The following is a 17,026-nucleotide window of genomic DNA, read 5'->3' on the forward strand; positions in this document are numbered from 1 at the left end:
CTTGTTTCAGGATCTAATTAAAAAGATTCCGAAACAAGTTCGGAATGACATATTAAGGAGAAAATAATGTCAGAAAAAGAAATGGCAACTATTTACATTTTTGGTAAAAAATATGATGTTCCGGCTGAACTTACCATTATGAATGCAATGGAATATGCCGGATACCAGCTCAAGAGAGGCTGCGGATGCCGTAACGGTTTCTGTGGTGCTTGTGCTACAATCTACCGCATTAAGGGACAGAACCAGCTTCAGACTTGTCTTGCTTGTTCTAAGAAGGTTGAGAACGATATGTATATCGCTACTCTTCCATTCTTCCCACTCGTAAAGCAGATTTACGATATCAATAAAATCAAACCTGAGCAGCAGATTATGATGCAGCTCTACCCGGAGATTTACTCTTGTGTAGGCTGTAACGCATGTACTCGTGCCTGCCCTCAGAGCCTGCAGACAATGCAGTACATCGCTTACGCTCAGCGCGGCGACTTTGCAAAGTGTGCAGACCTTTCATTCGACTGTGTAATGTGCGGATGCTGTTCTTCACGCTGTCCAGCTGGAATCTCTCACCCACAGGTTGCAGAGCTTGCACGCCGCTTGAATGGTAAATACATTCAGCCACAGAGCCAGCACCTCATCGACCGTGTTAAGGAAATTGAGGAAGGCAAGTGCGAAAAGGACATCAAGAACTTTGTAACTATGTCTACTAAGAACCTTGACAAAATCAAGGAACTTTATAACACACGCGAAATCGAGAAATAAGGAGAAAGACGAATATGTACGGAAATTACCTTGACGACGCTGCGAAAATCGTAGCTGAAAAACGCGAAGAAAACCTCAAATTTGAACATGCTCGTCTTACTGCAGAAGAAAAAGACGATTTGCTCTTGAAGTTCCATCCGGACCGCATTAAGAAGCAGTTCACAGAACTCAAGATTGGTCCTAACAAGGGACAGAAGGCTCCTATTGAGCTCGCAGAAATGCTTCAGGCAAAACCACGCCTCGAGCCAGAAAAGATTGACCTTAACCACATTGACTATGAGACAGACGTTCTCGTAATTGGTGGTGGTGGAGCTGGTACATCAGCTGCAATCATGGCTTCTGAAGCTGGAGCTAAAGTACTCCTCGTAACAAAGCTCCGCGTTGGTGATGCTAACACAATGATGGCTGAAGGTGGTATTCAGGCTGCAGATAAGCCAAACGACTCACCTGCTCAGCACTACCTCGACGCTTTTGGTGGCGGACACTTTGACGGAAAACCAGAGCTCGTATATACACTCGTAAATAAGGCGCCAAGCGTAATCAAATGGCTTAACGACCTTGGTGTTGAATTCGACAAGATGCCAGACGGTACAATGGTAACAACTCACGGTGGTGGAACAAGCCGCAAGCGTATGCATGCATGTAAGGACTATTCTGGTGCTGAAATCATGCGTACACTCCGCGATGAAACTTTCAACCGCGCAGACCAGATTACTGTAGTAGACTTTACTGCAGCTATCGAAATCATCAAGAACGAAAAAGGCGAAGCTGCCGGTGCAGTTCTTATGAACATCGAAACTGGAGAAATCCGCATTGCTAAGGCTAAGGTTGTAATCATTGCAACTGGTGGTGCCGGACGTATGCATTATCAGGGATTCCCAACTTCTAACCACTACGGTGCTACAGCAGACGGTCTTGTAATTGCATACCGCGCTGGTGCAAAGCTTCTTTATCAGGATTCATTGCAGTATCACCCAACTGGAGCTGCATACCCAACACAGATCCTTGGTAAGCTCGTAACAGAAAAGGTTCGCTCTCTTGGAGCTAAACTTATCAATAAAGACGGTGAAGTTTACATTCACCCACTTGAGACACGCGACGTAAACGCTTCTGGTATTATCCGCGAAGTACGTGAAGGCCGTGGTGTTCATAACGACGTACAGGATGCTGTATGGCTCGACACTCCAATGATCGATATGATTCACGGAGAAGGAACAATCCTTAAGTCAATTCCTGCTATGTACAACATGTTCATTAAGTACGGAATCGATATCCGCAAGGAACCAATTCTTGTTTACCCTACACTCCACTATCAGAATGGTGGTATTGAGATTGACAAGACCTGTCACACTAATGTTGCTAACCTCCTCGTTGCAGGTGAAGCATCTGGTGGTGTTCACGGCACAAACCGCTTGATGGGTAACTCACTCCTCGATGTAGTTGTATTCGGACGTGAAGCAGGAATCGAAGCTGGTAAGATGTTCAAGAAGATTAAGCTTGCAAAAGAGCTTTCTCTCCAGCACGTAAAGGACTTTGAAAAGGAAAGAGCTGCTGCCAAGATTAAGGGCAACGCTGTTTCTCCAAAGATACTCCCAACTTACCACCACGGTAACCCAGAGTTCGACAAGGCAATCCCTGGAGCTACACTTTAATATTAGATCCTCCGGTCAAGCCGGAGGATGACACTATTGTCATTGTCGGGCTTGACCCGACAATCTAAAAAAGCATCTAAAAAGCAGGTATTTGAACAATGCCTGCTTTTTCATTATACTGTATATAGAGGTATTACAATGGTTCTTTTTGGTGGAATCTTATCAATTAAGACAATCAGTTTTTTGGTATTCTGTGTATTCGTTATTGCCGGATTAGGATACCTGCTTGGTAGAATCACAATTAAAGGTGTTTCTTTGGGAACTGCGGGTGTATTTATCGTAGCTCTTCTTTTTGGTGCTTTTTTGTACACACCACTGGCAAATCAGCTTAAAGTTGGTGGATCAACATACGTTTCAAACGCCCTCAAGATTGTAGAAAATCTTGGTTTGATTTTGTTTGTTACATCTGTTGGATTTATTGCTGGTCCAAGTTTCTTTGGTGATTTGAAGAAGAACTTTAAGTCTTACATTCTGCTTGGTGTAATTATCATCCTCGTAGGTGGGCTTTCTTGTGCCGGCTGTATCATTTTTGATAACAAGGTTTACGGCCGCGATCTTGAAGAAGTTGCCGCAATGCTCGTAGGTCTTCTTTCTGGTTCCCTTACTTCTACTCCAGCCTTCTCTGCTGCAAAAGCAACTGTAACACAGGGCGGAGCAATTGACTATGAAGCAATCGTTGCTGTAGGTCACGGAATTGCTTACCTTTTTGGTGTAGTTGGTGTTGTACTTTTTGTACAGCTTGTTCCAAAGTTTGCTAAGGCTGATATGGATGTAGAACGTGCAAAACTTTCTGAATCTGCTCCAGAAGCTCCTTCAAAGCTTACAGGTTCAGAACTTGACCTTGATCCATTTGGATTCTGTGCCTTCTCTCTTGTAGCTGTTCTTGGTGTATTCTTTGGTTCATTCAAGTTTGGAAACTTCTCTCTTACAACAACAGGTGGTTGTCTTATTCTTTCTTTGATTTTCGGTCACTTCCAGAAGCTTGGAAAAGTAAGCATTATGCCGCAGGAAGCAACTCTTAAGGTATTCCGCGAGCTTGGACTTATGCTCTTCTTGATTGGTGCCGGTGTTGCTGGTGGTGCTTCATTTGTTAAATACTTTGAATGGGTTTACTTCATCTACGGAATCATCATGACTCTGCTTCCAATGATTATCGGATATATCTTTGCTAAGTTTGTTCTTAAATTGAATCTTTTGAACAACCTTGGTTCTATCTGTGGTGGTATGACATCAACTCCAGCTCTTGGAACTTTGATTGGTACTGCAGGAACAGAAAAAGTAGCAGGCGCATACGCTTCTACTTACCCGATTGCCCTTGTAGCAGTTGTTCTTGTTTCTCAGTTCCTGATTATTATCTTCCGATAGTCTAAAGACAGTTAAAATGGTGGTTGAGTGATTTGCGAAGCAAATCGTATCGAAACCACCATTTTTTATTTAACAAACTTCCATTCTATTACTTCTATTTTGCCGTCTTTAAGCATTCCAGGTTCAAGACCATCTTTTTCGGGGAGAATAATTATTCCTGAAAGTTCAACTTCTTTTCCCTGGGTACTTTTTAATTCTTTATAGATTTTCTCTTCTGCTGCTATTGAATATTCTTTATTCTCTTTTGTTTTTATACCAATATAAGTAAAAGGTTCATTTCCATAAACATGAATATAACCTTTTATAGTTTTCTGGTTATTCTTACTGTATGAACACAAAATCATAGAAATACTTAAAATTGAAAAAATAAAAATAATCTTATTAATTCTTTTTTTCATATATTAATCCTTTAAGACAAGAGTTACATTTAATTCAGATTCCCGATCAATTATTACATAATCTCCAGAAGATACCCTTCCTACATAGTGAACTATAAAACCATAAGGTTGAATTGCTTCAGAAAATTCATATTCATTATTAAATATTCTAGGGCCACGAAGGTAAAATTTTGTTTTATCAGAAGTTTCAAACCAGCCTAAATTATTAATATCATAATACAATTTATTATTTACATCTGATTTCAAGGCATATAAGCTTGAATATTCATGAAATGCATAATCTGTTAGATTTATAGCTTCTAGAGTTTTACTAATGCCATTTACAGATGATGTAATTGATTTATTTAAAGATAATCCTGAACTATCAGTGCAAGCATATACACTTCCGAATTTTTCAAACACTGTGTAAAAAGTTTCATTATATCCTAAATCCTGCAAGGCCTTTGTAATTGCCCCTTCATTGGTATAATTATTTGTTGCAATTTTATTTATGAGATTTATGCCACCATAATTTCTCATAAGGTAGGCACCAAAAGCATAGGCATTTGCATATGAGTATAATACAGTATCATTATCATCATCCGGCCAGTTTCCAAATCCCTGGTATGGTTTATCAAAATAAATATCAAATCTTGATTTAGGAGCAGATAAATCGTCCAATTTAAATACATCTTCTGCACACATTGAAAGCATTTCTGTAAACCAGGTTTCATACTGACCATATTTATTACAGAAATTTAAGAGATGCTGGAATTCATGTATTAAAGTTGATTCTACATAATAAGTTTGAATATTTCTGCCATTTGCTGTATATCCCTCTAAATCTTTTTGAAGGAAATAAGAATCAACATGAATAACTTCACATTCATTACTTGTTTGACTATACCTTTGTGAAGCAAGAGCAGAATTTAAGAAAATATCAGTCGGATTAAAAAATCCAAATACACCACTAGTCTGATTTGAAGTTGCATCACCAAATAAATCATAAACAAGTACTTCAAGTTTTGTATTTGAATCTGCCGTAATCGCTTCATTTCTCGCTACTTGCGGACTGATTATATTTGAACCAAAAATACTTGTTTCTTCAACAAATACACTATCTAGTGTTTGTGCAAGATCAACAAATTTCTGATCTGGTATAGAAACTAAGTTGGAATTATGATAGTACCATATCCGGCAGTGGCTACCTATTGCTTTTAATGTATATGTATTTGAAGTAATTGAATCATTTGCACCTGTTATTCCAAAGAACTGGCCTTGGTCACCAGTTGTCAGATTTTGAGTTAATAAAGAATTATAATTTCTGGAGAATCCAGAAACCGCACTTCTTGAAGAATTATTTATTTTAATTTCAGGCTTTTTGAACCGAACTTCATCCCTATAAATTCCATTATCAAGTTTAACCACATGTTTATCAATTATAATATTAGAATCTGACACTGCAGAACGAGACTCGCCTTTATTTAGAAAATTAAAATCAATAGTATCTTCTGAGCTATAAAGATTTTGATTTGTTTCATTAGAATAAATTAAATAACATTTCTTGCCATCATGAAAATCAGAAAAATAAATCTTTTCAGCATCTTGAGGAATTGTATAATAATATGTGTTATCTGGAAAATCATAACTTGTATATGAACTTCCAAAAAAACAGGATGTTACAGAAAATAGAAATACTGTAATAAATAATAAACTCAGTTTCTTCATAACTTTTCTCCTTACTTCGATGTCATATTAATTACGCCGTCCCAGTCGTCGGCGACACCATTTTCTATAAAGTTTTTGCAGCGGTCTGCGAATACAAGGGCAATCGGATCGCCGGCGCCCATTGAGTTAGCCTGCATAAAAAGTTTGCCGGCATTTACAAAATCGCGGTTTAAGTATTTGTCCAGGGCGGCGTGGAAAATATCAATTTCTTCACTCTGTTCTCTTGTAAGTTCATTTGTAAAGCCGACAATGCTGTACAATTGAACCGGTGTTGAACGGCCTACTACGCGAACCTGATCCAGTCTCTTTGCGGCAATGGCTCCTTTATGTACTCCAGAATCTGCCATGTTCCAGGTATCATCAGAACACATAATCCATGAACCGTAAGCCTTGTTTACGCCTTCCAGACGGCTGGCAAGGTTTACTGTATCACCAATCATAGTGTAATTCAATTTACTGAAGGTATCTGTTTTACTTCCCATAAGACCTACAAAGGCTTCTCCTGAGTTTACACCGATACGAGTCTGCAGAGGCTTAAGCTGAATTGTTTCTTTGCTGCCGTCTTCATGTGTGATCTCTTTAGGTTCAAACAAATCTGCATGAGTTTTGTTAAACTCAACTTCAACCTTTTTCATGCGGATTGCAGAATCAAGACAAAGATAAGCCCATTCTTCCGGTGTGTGGGAATTCATTGGATCCGGGGCACCGAACATAGAGATAATTGCATCGCCTTCGTATTTATCTATGTTTCCGCTGTTACGAAGAATTTCATTAGACATCTGACCAAGATATTCATTCAAAATCTCAATCAGTTTGTTTGGTCCTTCATCACCATAAAGCTTACCGATACTTTCGCTGAGAGTTGAGAATTTCTGAATATCTGAGAACAAGGCTGTAATTGTCTTTTTCTGACCTTCTGTCTTAAAGGCATCCGGATTTTTGCGGAGCTCATTTACAGTATCTTTGTTTGCAAAAGAAGAAGCAATCTGAGTAATGAACTGTTTTTCTTTTGTACTTAAATAGAAACGGAAGCCAATGCCTGCAATCAAATCAACAAAAAGATAAAGAATTGTTCCTACAAACTGAATGTAATACTTGCTGAAAACAAAGAGTCCTCCCCATACAAGACAATAAACGAAATATGCAGCAAAGCCTATAATGTTCTGTTTTGTATTTGAAGCCTTTATCAAAAGAAGAGTTAATAAAGAAAGAAGGAGTGCAAGCAAAAAGCCCCACTGCCATTTTATTGTACAGATAAAATCTTCTTTAAGAAGTGTATTCAAAACGTTAGCGTGAATACCTACGTTCATAAACTTTGTTTCGTAAGGAGTAGCACCAATATCAGTTGTAGATGTAGCAGTATTTCCAATAATACAGTAGGCATTTTTATAAAGAGGCTTGAGTTCCTGCATAAAATCATTAAAGGCATCAGAAAAATATTTCAGGTTGTCAAAATCTTCTTCAAGATAAGAACGCATTTCTTCAAGGGCAGGATCATTGAATCTTGCCATAAGTTCGTCGAGTCTTGAGTTTACACTTTCCAGATAACCTGCATTACAGTATTGCGCTACATCCGAATAAAAGAGATTTCTTAAATCAAAATATTCTCTATATTCTTCATCACTTACACCATCAATAACAGAACCGTCAGAATTATAGCCTGTACACTTTGCAAGCAGCTCTTCTTTCATCTGACTTATAGCATCATATTCATCAAGCAAAGCCCAGGCCTGAGCAGTATATTCCATTTCAGAACCATCATCTTCTGCCACTGCATGCATAGCAATATAATTAAGCATGGCAACAATCTGTTCTTCAAAAGAATCGAGTCTTATAAGATTTATAATTGAATCATTCTTAAAAGAAGCATCGCTGGAACCATGACGGTAATTAATAAGAAGACGGCCATAAGGATCAAGCGGGATTTTTAAATCCTTTCTTTCTCCGGAATAAGGATTTTTTGCATTTTTTACAATAAGATAATCTTTTTCACGAATCAGTTCTTTTGAATCTACCAGATCCAGGAATGGTCCAAAAGCCAGCTGATTGATATATTTATCTCCATACTTTACAAGCAGCTGCATTCTTCGGCGGATTCCATCTTCATCAACTACAGAGTTAGTATAGTTAGCACCATAAGCTCTGGTCATAAGCTTGTGCATTGCAGGATTAAAGCCCCGTGATTCTCCGGTTGTGTAAGAAGTATAGTCGTTTCCAATCTGAACAAGGTTAGAAGCATCTGTAACCTTGTCTGTAAGAATACGGCTCAAGATGTAGTTGTTTTCTTCCGGTGTAATATCATAGCCAAGGTCATCATGATTTATAGTAAGATAGGTATGACCAAAAAACTGAATACAACGGGCAAAGTATTCGTCGTTATCACGCGACATATTGTCTGCAATATAATTCTGAAGATTTTCAAAGGTAGGTTCTATGTTTTCAGAAATCATTTCATTTACAAGGGCTGGCACTTCAGATGCCCGGATATAGCCTGCATCAATTGCAGAAGAAAGCTGACCTATTAACTGATTTACCGTATCTTCTGTTGCATAAACTTCTTTATAGATTTTATCTTCTGCAGAGGGCGCAATACCGTTTTTAGTAGGTGAAATATATTCAATATCGAATATGGCACAGGCAGCACCAAGCTCTTTCATTCGAAGCAGTGCATCTGCATAAATATCACGACTCCATGGCCATTCACCAAGTTCTTTGATTGAAGGGTCATCTATTTTTACAAGCATGATATTTTTATCTGCAGCAGGTTCTTTTCTGCGTCCAAGAAGAGAATCGTAAAGACGGAAGTCTAATTTAGCAAATATACCTGAATAAAATAAAACTCCGAATACAAGAAAAACAATTATTTTAATTATAAAGCTGATAAATATGTTTTTATTCTTCATAAATTTATTATATCAGATATATATAAATAAGTAAAAAGAATTAAAAACTATACTTGTCCAGTGCGAGTTTTGCGGCAAGCTGCTCTGCTTCCTTCTTTGATTTTGCTGATACAGGGCCAAAGGTTTTATCGCCAAGGTGCACACTTACCTTAAAGGTCTGGTCGTGGTCTGGTCCTGTTTTTGCAATAAGTTCATATGCAGGACACATCTTTGTCTTTTTCTGGAATTTCTCCTGAAGCTGGGTTTTAAAATCTTTAACGCCGTTTGAAACTACTTCGTTTACAGCAGGCGCTATAAAAGAAAGTACATATTTTTCGGCAGCTTTATAGCCTGCTTCCAGATAATAGGCTCCTATAATTGCTTCCATACAGTCCGCAAGAATTGCAGGCTTTGTACGTCCCCCACTCATCTCTTCACCATGTCCAAGAAGCAAAAGCTTGTCGATTCCAAACTTAAGTGCTACAGGGGCCAGTGCCTTTTCTGAAACTACAACTGATTTAATTTTTGCAAGGTCTCCTTCCGGATTGTCTAATTTTGTATACAGATAAGATGCAGTGACCATTCCAAGTACTGAATCTCCCAGGAACTCAAGCCGTTCATTATTTTTCACTCCGTGCGCTTCGTTTGTAAGTGAACGATGATGAAAGGCCTGGTCTAAATGTTCTAAATTATTAAAACTTATTCTCACTCTGTCACAAAATTCAGACAGTTGTTTTTTACGTTTTTTTGTTAATTCCATAATTCCTCGTAAAGGTGGTCTCGATACACCGCTTCGCGGCACTCGACCACCGTTGGTTGAGTAGCTTTCGTAAGAAAGCGTATCGAAACCACAAAAAAAAAGCACAAGACTTAATCTTGTGCTTTTGCTCTTTATCTTAGTTATAAGACTTATTTGCCCTGTTCAGATTTGATGAAGTCATAAGCATCGCGAACAGTTTCGAATTCGTTTGCTTTTTCATCTGGGATGCTAACTCCCAATTCTTCTTCGATAGCGTATACCAATTCATAAGTATCAAGGCTATCAGCTCCAAGATCGTTTCTGAAAGAAGAATCCAATGTAATCTTTCCTTCATCGATTTCCAATTTGTCAGCAATAAGCTTCTGGATTTTTTCGAACAATTCGTCCATTCTTTTACTCCTAAGAATTAGCCATTAACTTCAGGTGTGATAACCTGGCGTCCGCGGTAGAAACCACATTTTGGACAAACGTGATGAGACTGTACAAGGTTTCCGCAGTTGTTGCATTCAACAAGCTGTGGAGCCTTAAGCTTCATATTGATTGTCTGACGTCTTTTTGTTACGGCCTTTGATGTTTTACTTCTTGGTACTGCCATATATGTAACCTCACTATAATTTATCAGATATAACTGAAGTTTAATATACAACAATTCCAATCTGAATGTCAATCTATTATACCAAATTAACAGTCTTTGTCAAACAAAAAATCGATTTTTGTCATTTAAAAACTAACTGTTATATTTTATCTTTAATGCGTCAGCGACAGACGGAGGTACCATACGGGAAATATCACCACCGAACTGAGCCAGCTGCTTAATCGACGAAGATTTTACAATTGCATATTTTTCTTTTGACTGCAAAAATACAGTTTCTATTTCCGGATTAAGGTTCTGATTCATAAGGGCCAGTTCAAACTCATAGCCAAAGTCATTTGCAGAACGCACTCCCCTTACAAGAACTTTTGCACCTACTTCTTTTGCGTAGTTTACAATAATTCCTTTATATGAGTGTACAGATACGTTTTTGAAAGGCTTTATAAGTTCCTTTAAGAATTCAACTCTTTCTTCCTCTGTAAACATAGTCTTTTTTTCCGGATTTACAGACACGACAACATCTACACTTTCAAAAAGTCCGGAAGCTCTTTTTATAATATCAAGATGACCATTTGTAGGAGGATCAAAAGATCCGGCAAATACTGCTTTTACCATATATAAATAATTTATCTTATTTGACGAAAACGAGCAATAGATGTAAAATTACTTGTTATGAAAAAGATATACCTAATATTCACAGTTATTCTCGGAGTTTGTTTGATTTCATGTGGAAGTAAACCTGAAGCAGAAAGTTCACAACCTGAAGCTCCGAAAGTTGAAGCACCTAAAAGCGAAGAACAGGTTCAGGATATAGATGAAGTTCAGGATGTAGAAGATGAAGTTGAACTTATAAATGAAGAAGTAAAACAGGAAGAAGATGATGAAGAATATCTTCGTTCAACACAAGCTCTTTCTGCAGAAGAATTAGTAACCAAAGATGAATTTGCTGAAGATAAAGCTGAAATTCTCAGAATCATCAAAGAACTTCAGAAGGTTATGGAAAAGGAAGATGTGGAAGACTGGCTAAAATATGTAGATAAAGATTCTAAAAATTTCTATTCTAACCCGGCAAATATCCGTAAGGTTCAGAAAAAGCTTCCTAACAAGGCTATTGTTTTGAATGGAATCGGCGACTATTTTAAGTATGTATTCATTCCATCAAGAAAGAATCGTGAAATTACCGAAATCAGATATATTTCTAAAACAAATACTAAAGCCGTTCAGGTAAATGAAGACCACAGTATTACAAGATATTATCAGTTTATTAAGGTAAACGGTAAGTGGTACGTTCAACTTGACCGTGTTTAATTTCCGTTGATTTTTTATCAAGTATATTCTATAATTATAAAGATAGGTCTAGAACCTTACACGGAGGAATTTTGATGAAACTTTCAAGAAAAGTTTTTGCTGCATCTGCACTGATGCTTTTAGCCGGATTTGCTTTTGCTCAGGAAAAAGAATCATCTGTTGAAAGTGAATATCTTAACGATGTTGATGGCGACATCATTATGACACTTGCAGAATCTGATGAATATGATAATAAACTTGTTGCCATTCAGTATCTTCAGGCAGCTCTTGAAGACGGAAACACTTCAGATGCTGTAATTCAGGCACTCGACCGCCTTGCCGGTGATGGTCTTACAACACAGAACCGAACAAACGGACGTCTTATGAACAACTTCCCAGAAATCCGCCGCGAAGCATGTAAGCTTATGGCTAAGGTTCCTACTGAACATTCTAAAAATATGCTTATTTCTATTGCTGTAGCAGATAATGAACCAATGGTAATTGCCGCTGCATGTAAATCTCTTGGTGAAATCGGAATTAACGAAAATGACGAAGCTGTAGATGCAATTGCATTTGCTAACCGCAGAAATCAGGTTTTGAATCCAACAAGTTCTCTTGCACTTGAAGTTCTCAATGCTTTTGAACTCCTTGCTGATTCAACTGAAAATAAAAAGACAATGATTGATGCTGTAGCCCGCATTTCTACAGACTACCACTACGTAACTCCTGTTAGACAGAAGGCTTACAAGCTCTTGAAAAAACTTTCAAGTTCAAGTGACAGCAGCAATAAGAAAAAATCAGAAGCTGACGCAAAATAATTTTATAAAACAATAATTTTGTAAAAAAGGGCTTCCGTAAGGCAGCCCTTTTTTAGCGCTCAAAGAAAATCACGATAACGTTGGAGCAGATATGGAACCTATAATACTTGCATCTTCATCACCCCGCAGACAGGAAATCTTAAAAATGCTTAAGATTCCTTTCAGAGTAATCATTCCAAATATTGATGAAACACTTTCTTCCGCAGTAGAAAAGGAACAGATTCCGGAATTACTTGCCAGCGAAAAAGTAGCAGCTGTAATCCGCTCTCTTCCGGCAGGACAGGAGATTCAGTGGGTTTTGGGTGCTGATACTGTAATTCTTTTTGAAGATAAAATTATTGGAAAACCTGAAAATCACGACCAGGCAATTGAATACCTTTCTGCCCTTCAGGGAAAAACTCATACTGTACTTACTGCTATTGTACTTTACAACGGCCGTGAAAAAAAGACAGTTTCACGTCTTTGCAAGACAAAGGTAACTTTTGCTCCAATGACTAACGAAGAAATTGAATGGTATGTAGAAACAGGAGAATGGCATGGGGCTGCAGGTGGATACAGAATCCAGAGTCTTGCGTCATGTTTTATATCTAATATTGAAGGTTCATATTCAGGAGCCGTCGGCTTGCCTATTTTTGAGCTTTACGATATATTAAAAGAACAGGGATATTCTATCCTTGAATAATGTAATTATTTTAGTCATGCTGAACTTGTTTCAGCATCTTGTAATAGATTCCGAAACAAGTTCGGAATGACGTAATAATTACTATCTTCCGGCCCGTATGGGTACGAGAAATAGAGTTTGGTAGTATTTTTCCGAAGGAAAAATACGCAGTGAAGGAGTTAATCATGGCAGTAGTAACCATGAAGAACCTGTTGGAATCTGGAGTACACTTCGGACATCAGGTAAAACGCTGGGATCCACGTATGAAGAAGTACATCTTCGCAGAACGCAATGGTATCCACATTATCGACTTGCAGAAGACAATTGCTGCAATCAAAGACGGCTATGATGAAGTACGCAGAGTTACTGCATCTGGCAAATCAATCCTCTTCGTAGGAACTAAAAAACAGGCACAGCAGGCTGTACAGAAAGAAGCTGAACGCTGTGGTATGTTCTATGTAAACAACCGCTGGCTTGGTGGTATGCTTACAAACTTCGCTACAATCAAAAAATCACTTCAGCGCCTCAAGAAAATCGAAAAGATGGAAATTGACGGCACATTCGATAATCTTACAAAGAAAGAAGTAGCTGCCCTCCAGAAGGAAAAGGCAAAACTCGAAAAGAACCTCGGTGGTATTAAAGAGATGAAGGAACTCCCAGGAGCTCTCTTCGTAATCGATACACACAAGGAACAGCTTGCAGTTGCAGAAGCACGCAGAATGGGTATCCCAATCATCGCTGTTGTTGATACAAACTGTAACCCAGAAGGAATCGACTACCCTATTCCAGGTAACGATGACGCTATCCGCGCTATTTCTTTGTTTACTTCTATTATTGCTAACGCTGTAATTGAATCTGACAATGAAGCTGGTCTTAAGATTCTTGAGAACCTTAACGACGAAGAAGATGTTCAGACTGATGCTTCTACAAAAACAGAAGATCAGGAAATCGTTGATTACTCTAACTATCAGCCAACTGAACCAAAAGAAGAAGATGTTGAAGCAGACGAAAAAGAAAGCCTTGCTGACGACGTTGACGAAGACAAAATTTATAAGGACTAATATATGGCAATTACAGCAGCTGACGTAAAGGCACTTCGCGAAGCCACTGGTGCCGGCATGATGGAATGCAAAAAAGCCCTTACAGAATGTAACGGCGACATGGCAGAAGCAGAAAAATATCTTAAGGAAAAGGGACTTGCAGCTATGGCAAAACGCGCTGAGCGTGCTACAACTGAAGGTCGTCTTTTCATCCGCCAGAACGGCAATAAAATTGCAGTTGTTGAGCTTACTTGTGAAACAGACTTCGTAGCAAACAACGCAGACTTTATCGCTGTAGGTGAAAAGCTCCTCGACGTAACTTTCGAAAAGGGTTACACAAAGGTTGAAGCTGATCACGAAGCTATTCTTGAACCACTCAAGGTATCTATCCGTGAAAACATGAAGGTTGCAAAGGTTGAGGTAATTGATGTACCAGCTGATGCAGTTGCTTCATTCTACGTTCACTCAGACAAGAAAACTGGTGCTGTAGTTGTAGTTAAGGGTTCTACTGCAGATGCAGTTAAGACTTTTGCTTATGACTGCTGTCTCCACATTGCAGCTTTCACACCATCTTATCTTTCAAAGAAAGATGTTCCAGAATCTTATATTGCTGAACAGAAAGAAATCTTCAAGGCACAGATGGATCAGGACGAAAAGATGGCTGGTAAGCCTGAGAACGTTAAGGAAGGAATTCTCCAGGGTAAGATTAACAAGCACCTTGCAGAAATCTGTTTCGAAGACCAGATGTTCGTAAAGGACGACAAGAAAACTGTAACAGCTAAACTTGCAGAAGTTGGAAAGGAAGCTGGTGCTACTTTGAGCTTCGCTACAGCTAAATTGTTCGTTTTGGGCAAGTAGTTTAATAAGGTGGTTTCGATACGCCCTTTGGGCTACTCAACCACCATCATAAAATGTGTCCGGTGGTTGAGTGCCGCGAAGCGGTTTATCGAAACCACTGGACATTACACGTTTTAATTAGGAGTTAGAAATGGCAGATATCGAAGAAAGAATGACTAAAACTATCGATTCTTTAAAGGATTCATTCAATACAATCAGAACTGGACGCGCTAATGCCGCAATTTTTGATAAGGTTCGTGTTGATTATTACGGAACAAAATCACCTTTGAATCAGGTTGCAACAATTGCAATTCCTGAAGCTCGTTCTGTCATCATCACTCCTTTTGACAAATCACTTATTTCTGAAATTGAAAAAGCAATTCAGATGGCAGACCTCGGATTAAACCCATCAAACGATGGTAAGGTAATCCGCATTGCAATTCCTGCCCTCACAGCAGACCGCCGCAAGGAGCTTGTAAAACAGGCTAAGACAGTTGCAGAAAACTCAAGAACAGCAATCCGCAACATCCGCCGCGACGGAAACGACGACCTCAAGAAACAGCAGAAAGACGGTACACTCACAGAGGACGGACTTAAAACAGAAACAGACAAGCTTCAGAAGCTTACAGATAAATACATCGACGAAATCAACAAGATTTACGATGCAAAAGAAAAGGACATCATGCAGAACTAAAGGCATTATGGCTGTTGATGTAGATAAGGAAAATCTTCCGCTGCATGTTGCCATTACAATGGACGGCAACGGAAGATGGGCACAAGAAAGAAAACTCCCCCGAACTTCTGGCCACGATGAAGGCCTTCGTACTGCAAAAAGAATTGTAAAAGCAGCAAGTGACCTTGGTATCAAATATCTTACACTTTATGTTTTTTCAACTGAAAACTGGAAACGTGCAGAACAGGAAGTCGGTTTCCTTATGAACCTTATTCATACACATCTTTGCGGCGAACTTGCCTTTTATAAAGAAAATGGCATACGAGTCCGCCATATAGGAAACTTTGACGCCCTTCCCCCTCAAATCCGCGCAGATATTCAGGAAGCAATCGACGACACAAAAGATTTTACTGGAATGACAGTAAATCTGGCAATAAATTACGGTGGTCGTGACGAAATCATACGCGGTATTAAAAAAATCATTAATGAAAAAGTTCCTGAAGATAAGATTGATGAAAAAACTTTTTCTACTTATCTTGATATGCCAGAATGTCCTGATGTAGACCTTCTTATAAGAACAGGCGGAGAACAAAGACTTAGCAATTATCTTTTATGGCATGTTGCTTATGCCGAACAGATATATACTGATACATTATGGCCTGATTATTCTAATGATGAATTTTATTCTCATATAGAAGCATTTCAACATAGAAACAGACGTTTTGGTGCTGAAAAACCGGCCGTAAAAAAAGGAAAATAAAATGAGTAAAGTTATAAAAAGATTATTCACATTCTTTATCGGAATACCTCTTGTACTCGCAATTGTATTCTGTGATTATCTGAATCATCTTCCTTTACAGATTGTAATTGGAATATTTGCCGTTCTTGGCGCTAATGAATTTTACAACATGCTGAGCAAAAAAGGATGCATTCTTTTTACCAGAGAAATTGTTTTAATCGGTACTGCACTTTTACCTTTTGCATGTTATATATTTATTCTTTCAGGTCTTTCCCTGGACATTACTCCATGGCTTTATATCTGTCTTATAATTTTAATGTTAGGCTTTGAAAGCTTTACTGCAAAAACCTTTGAAAATTCCTGTTCCAAAATTGCATATACAAGCCTTACATTATTCTATACAGGATTTCTTTTAACCTTTATTTCAAGAATGACTATTCTTCCTGATTCAAGATATGTAATCAGTCTTTTCCTTATTTTTGTTTTTATGTGTGATTCTTTCGCATGGTTCTTTGGAATCCTTTTTGGTAAATCAACACGAGGTTATGTAGCTGCAAGTCCAAACAAAAGTCTTGTTGGTTTTGCAGGCGGAACTATCTGTTCTATCGGCTGCGGTTTTCTTTTTAAGTATTTCTTCCCAAATGAAATTTCAATTTCAAACTCTCACCTTGTAATTTTAGGTTTTATTACTGCACTTGCAGCAATTATCGGAGATTTAGTTGAATCCGTTTTTAAACGTTCTTGTGACGTAAAAGACAGCGGACATTTAATTCCTGGTCGTGGCGGCATTCTTGATTCAATCGACTCAATTATAATTGCCGCTCCAGTTTTTTATATCGGATATAATTTTCTGTTTTAA

The 17,026-nt window shown here is 38.3% G+C and carries 18 protein-coding genes; 11 read left to right on the top strand and 7 right to left on the bottom strand.

Going from position 1 to position 17,026, the window contains the following annotated elements; genetic code table 11:
* Positions 1-66: 66 nt before the first annotated feature.
* From G626_RS0103590 to G626_RS0103600, 3 genes are read left to right on the top strand one after another with little or no spacing between them, the layout of a single operon-like run.
* Complete coding sequence (locus G626_RS0103590) at positions 67-756, top strand: 4Fe-4S dicluster domain-containing protein (RefSeq protein WP_022931428.1); 690 nt, start codon at positions 67-69, stop codon at positions 754-756.
* A 14-nt stretch (positions 757-770) separates the two neighbouring features.
* Positions 771-2,408, top strand: coding sequence for an FAD-dependent oxidoreductase (locus tag G626_RS0103595; protein ID WP_022931429.1), 1,638 nt, complete (start codon positions 771-773; stop codon positions 2,406-2,408).
* A 27-nt stretch (positions 2,409-2,435) separates the two neighbouring features.
* Positions 2,436-3,773 carry an aspartate-alanine antiporter-like transporter gene (locus tag G626_RS0103600; RefSeq protein ID WP_231365095.1) on the top strand — a complete coding sequence of 446 codons (1,338 nt, stop codon included), beginning with the start codon at positions 2,436-2,438 and terminating at the stop codon, positions 3,771-3,773.
* A gap of 65 nt (positions 3,774-3,838) precedes the next feature.
* Here the strand turns inward: G626_RS0103600 and G626_RS0103605 are convergent, their stop codons facing one another.
* From G626_RS0103605 to coaD, 7 genes are all read right to left on the bottom strand, one after another.
* Positions 3,839-4,171, bottom strand: a complete 333-nt coding sequence (locus G626_RS0103605; RefSeq protein WP_022931431.1) for a hypothetical protein — start codon at positions 4,169-4,171, stop codon at positions 3,839-3,841.
* Positions 4,172-4,174: 3 nt separating this feature from the next.
* The gene (locus G626_RS0103610; protein WP_022931432.1) at positions 4,175-5,878 is read right to left on the bottom strand and encodes a hypothetical protein; all 1,704 of its coding nucleotides are present in this window, start codon (positions 5,876-5,878) and stop codon (positions 4,175-4,177) included.
* Between the two features lie 11 nt (positions 5,879-5,889).
* Entirely contained in the window at positions 5,890-8,781 is a 2,892-nt protein-coding gene (locus tag G626_RS0103615; protein ID WP_022931433.1) for a CHASE2 domain-containing protein, read from the bottom strand.
* 40 nt (positions 8,782-8,821) lie between these two features.
* A complete protein-coding gene (gene rnc / locus G626_RS0103620) occupies positions 8,822-9,520 on the bottom strand; it encodes a ribonuclease III (protein ID WP_022931434.1) in 699 nt (232 codons plus the stop codon).
* Between the two features lie 149 nt (positions 9,521-9,669).
* Positions 9,670-9,909, bottom strand: a complete 240-nt coding sequence (gene acpP / locus G626_RS0103625) for an acyl carrier protein (protein WP_027726958.1) — start codon at positions 9,907-9,909, stop codon at positions 9,670-9,672.
* A gap of 17 nt (positions 9,910-9,926) precedes the next feature.
* The gene (gene rpmF / locus G626_RS0103630) at positions 9,927-10,115 is read right to left on the bottom strand and encodes a 50S ribosomal protein L32 (RefSeq protein WP_022931435.1); all 189 of its coding nucleotides are present in this window, start codon (positions 10,113-10,115) and stop codon (positions 9,927-9,929) included.
* Between the two features lie 132 nt (positions 10,116-10,247).
* On the bottom strand, positions 10,248-10,727 hold the full coding sequence (gene coaD, locus G626_RS0103635) for a pantetheine-phosphate adenylyltransferase (protein WP_022931436.1): 480 nt from the start codon (positions 10,725-10,727) through the stop codon (positions 10,248-10,250).
* A gap of 57 nt (positions 10,728-10,784) precedes the next feature.
* Here coaD and G626_RS15315 point away from each other — a divergent pair, with 57 nt between their 5' ends.
* The 8 genes from G626_RS15315 to G626_RS0103675 all read left to right on the top strand — a co-directional run bounded on the left by G626_RS15315 (position 10,785) and on the right by G626_RS0103675 (position 17,026).
* A complete protein-coding gene (locus G626_RS15315; RefSeq protein WP_156003160.1) occupies positions 10,785-11,420 on the top strand; it encodes a hypothetical protein in 636 nt (211 codons plus the stop codon).
* Between the two features lie 74 nt (positions 11,421-11,494).
* Entirely contained in the window at positions 11,495-12,217 is a 723-nt protein-coding gene (locus tag G626_RS0103645; RefSeq protein WP_022931438.1) for a HEAT repeat domain-containing protein, read from the top strand.
* Positions 12,218-12,308: 91 nt separating this feature from the next.
* Complete coding sequence (locus G626_RS0103650) at positions 12,309-12,899, top strand: Maf family protein (RefSeq protein ID WP_022931439.1); 591 nt, start codon at positions 12,309-12,311, stop codon at positions 12,897-12,899.
* 164 nt (positions 12,900-13,063) lie between these two features.
* Positions 13,064-13,939 (top strand): 30S ribosomal protein S2, encoded by an 876-nt coding sequence (gene rpsB / locus G626_RS0103655; protein WP_022931440.1) that lies wholly within the window; start codon positions 13,064-13,066, stop codon positions 13,937-13,939.
* A 3-nt stretch (positions 13,940-13,942) separates the two neighbouring features.
* Entirely contained in the window at positions 13,943-14,776 is an 834-nt protein-coding gene (tsf, locus tag G626_RS0103660; protein ID WP_022931441.1) for a translation elongation factor Ts, read from the top strand.
* Positions 14,777-14,906: 130 nt separating this feature from the next.
* A complete protein-coding gene (gene frr / locus G626_RS0103665; protein WP_022931442.1) occupies positions 14,907-15,449 on the top strand; it encodes a ribosome recycling factor in 543 nt (180 codons plus the stop codon).
* A gap of 7 nt (positions 15,450-15,456) precedes the next feature.
* A complete protein-coding gene (gene uppS, locus G626_RS0103670; RefSeq protein WP_022931443.1) occupies positions 15,457-16,188 on the top strand; it encodes a polyprenyl diphosphate synthase in 732 nt (243 codons plus the stop codon).
* 1 nt (position 16,189) lies between these two features.
* Positions 16,190-17,026, top strand: a complete 837-nt coding sequence (locus G626_RS0103675; protein WP_022931444.1) for a phosphatidate cytidylyltransferase — start codon at positions 16,190-16,192, stop codon at positions 17,024-17,026.

It is taken from the genome of Treponema bryantii NK4A124, from assembly GCF_000421345.1.
Lineage (GTDB): Bacteria > Spirochaetota > Spirochaetia > Treponematales > Treponemataceae > Treponema_D > Treponema_D bryantii_B.

Bases quoted from the DNA above. Each gene is read 5' to 3' on its own strand.
- G626_RS0103590 (WP_022931428.1), top strand. From the start codon at position 67: ATGTCAGAAAAAGAAATGGCAACTATTTACATTTTTGGTAAAAAATAT.
- G626_RS0103595 (WP_022931429.1), top strand. From the start codon at position 771: ATGTACGGAAATTACCTTGACGACGCTGCGAAAATCGTAGCTGAAAAA.
- G626_RS0103600 (WP_231365095.1), top strand. From the start codon at position 2,436: ATGACACTATTGTCATTGTCGGGCTTGACCCGACAATCTAAAAAAGCA.
- G626_RS0103605 (WP_022931431.1), bottom strand. From the start codon at position 4,171: ATGAAAAAAAGAATTAATAAGATTATTTTTATTTTTTCAATTTTAAGT.
- G626_RS0103610 (WP_022931432.1), bottom strand. From the start codon at position 5,878: ATGAAGAAACTGAGTTTATTATTTATTACAGTATTTCTATTTTCTGTA.
- G626_RS0103615 (WP_022931433.1), bottom strand. From the start codon at position 8,781: ATGAAGAATAAAAACATATTTATCAGCTTTATAATTAAAATAATTGTT.
- rnc (WP_022931434.1), bottom strand. From the start codon at position 9,520: ATGGAATTAACAAAAAAACGTAAAAAACAACTGTCTGAATTTTGTGAC.
- acpP (WP_027726958.1), bottom strand. From the start codon at position 9,909: ATGGACGAATTGTTCGAAAAAATCCAGAAGCTTATTGCTGACAAATTG.
- rpmF (WP_022931435.1), bottom strand. From the start codon at position 10,115: ATGGCAGTACCAAGAAGTAAAACATCAAAGGCCGTAACAAAAAGACGT.
- coaD (WP_022931436.1), bottom strand. From the start codon at position 10,727: ATGGTAAAAGCAGTATTTGCCGGATCTTTTGATCCTCCTACAAATGGT.
- G626_RS15315 (WP_156003160.1), top strand. From the start codon at position 10,785: ATGAAAAAGATATACCTAATATTCACAGTTATTCTCGGAGTTTGTTTG.
- G626_RS0103645 (WP_022931438.1), top strand. From the start codon at position 11,495: ATGAAACTTTCAAGAAAAGTTTTTGCTGCATCTGCACTGATGCTTTTA.
- G626_RS0103650 (WP_022931439.1), top strand. From the start codon at position 12,309: ATGGAACCTATAATACTTGCATCTTCATCACCCCGCAGACAGGAAATC.
- rpsB (WP_022931440.1), top strand. From the start codon at position 13,064: ATGGCAGTAGTAACCATGAAGAACCTGTTGGAATCTGGAGTACACTTC.
- tsf (WP_022931441.1), top strand. From the start codon at position 13,943: ATGGCAATTACAGCAGCTGACGTAAAGGCACTTCGCGAAGCCACTGGT.
- frr (WP_022931442.1), top strand. From the start codon at position 14,907: ATGGCAGATATCGAAGAAAGAATGACTAAAACTATCGATTCTTTAAAG.
- uppS (WP_022931443.1), top strand. From the start codon at position 15,457: ATGGCTGTTGATGTAGATAAGGAAAATCTTCCGCTGCATGTTGCCATT.
- G626_RS0103675 (WP_022931444.1), top strand. From the start codon at position 16,190: ATGAGTAAAGTTATAAAAAGATTATTCACATTCTTTATCGGAATACCT.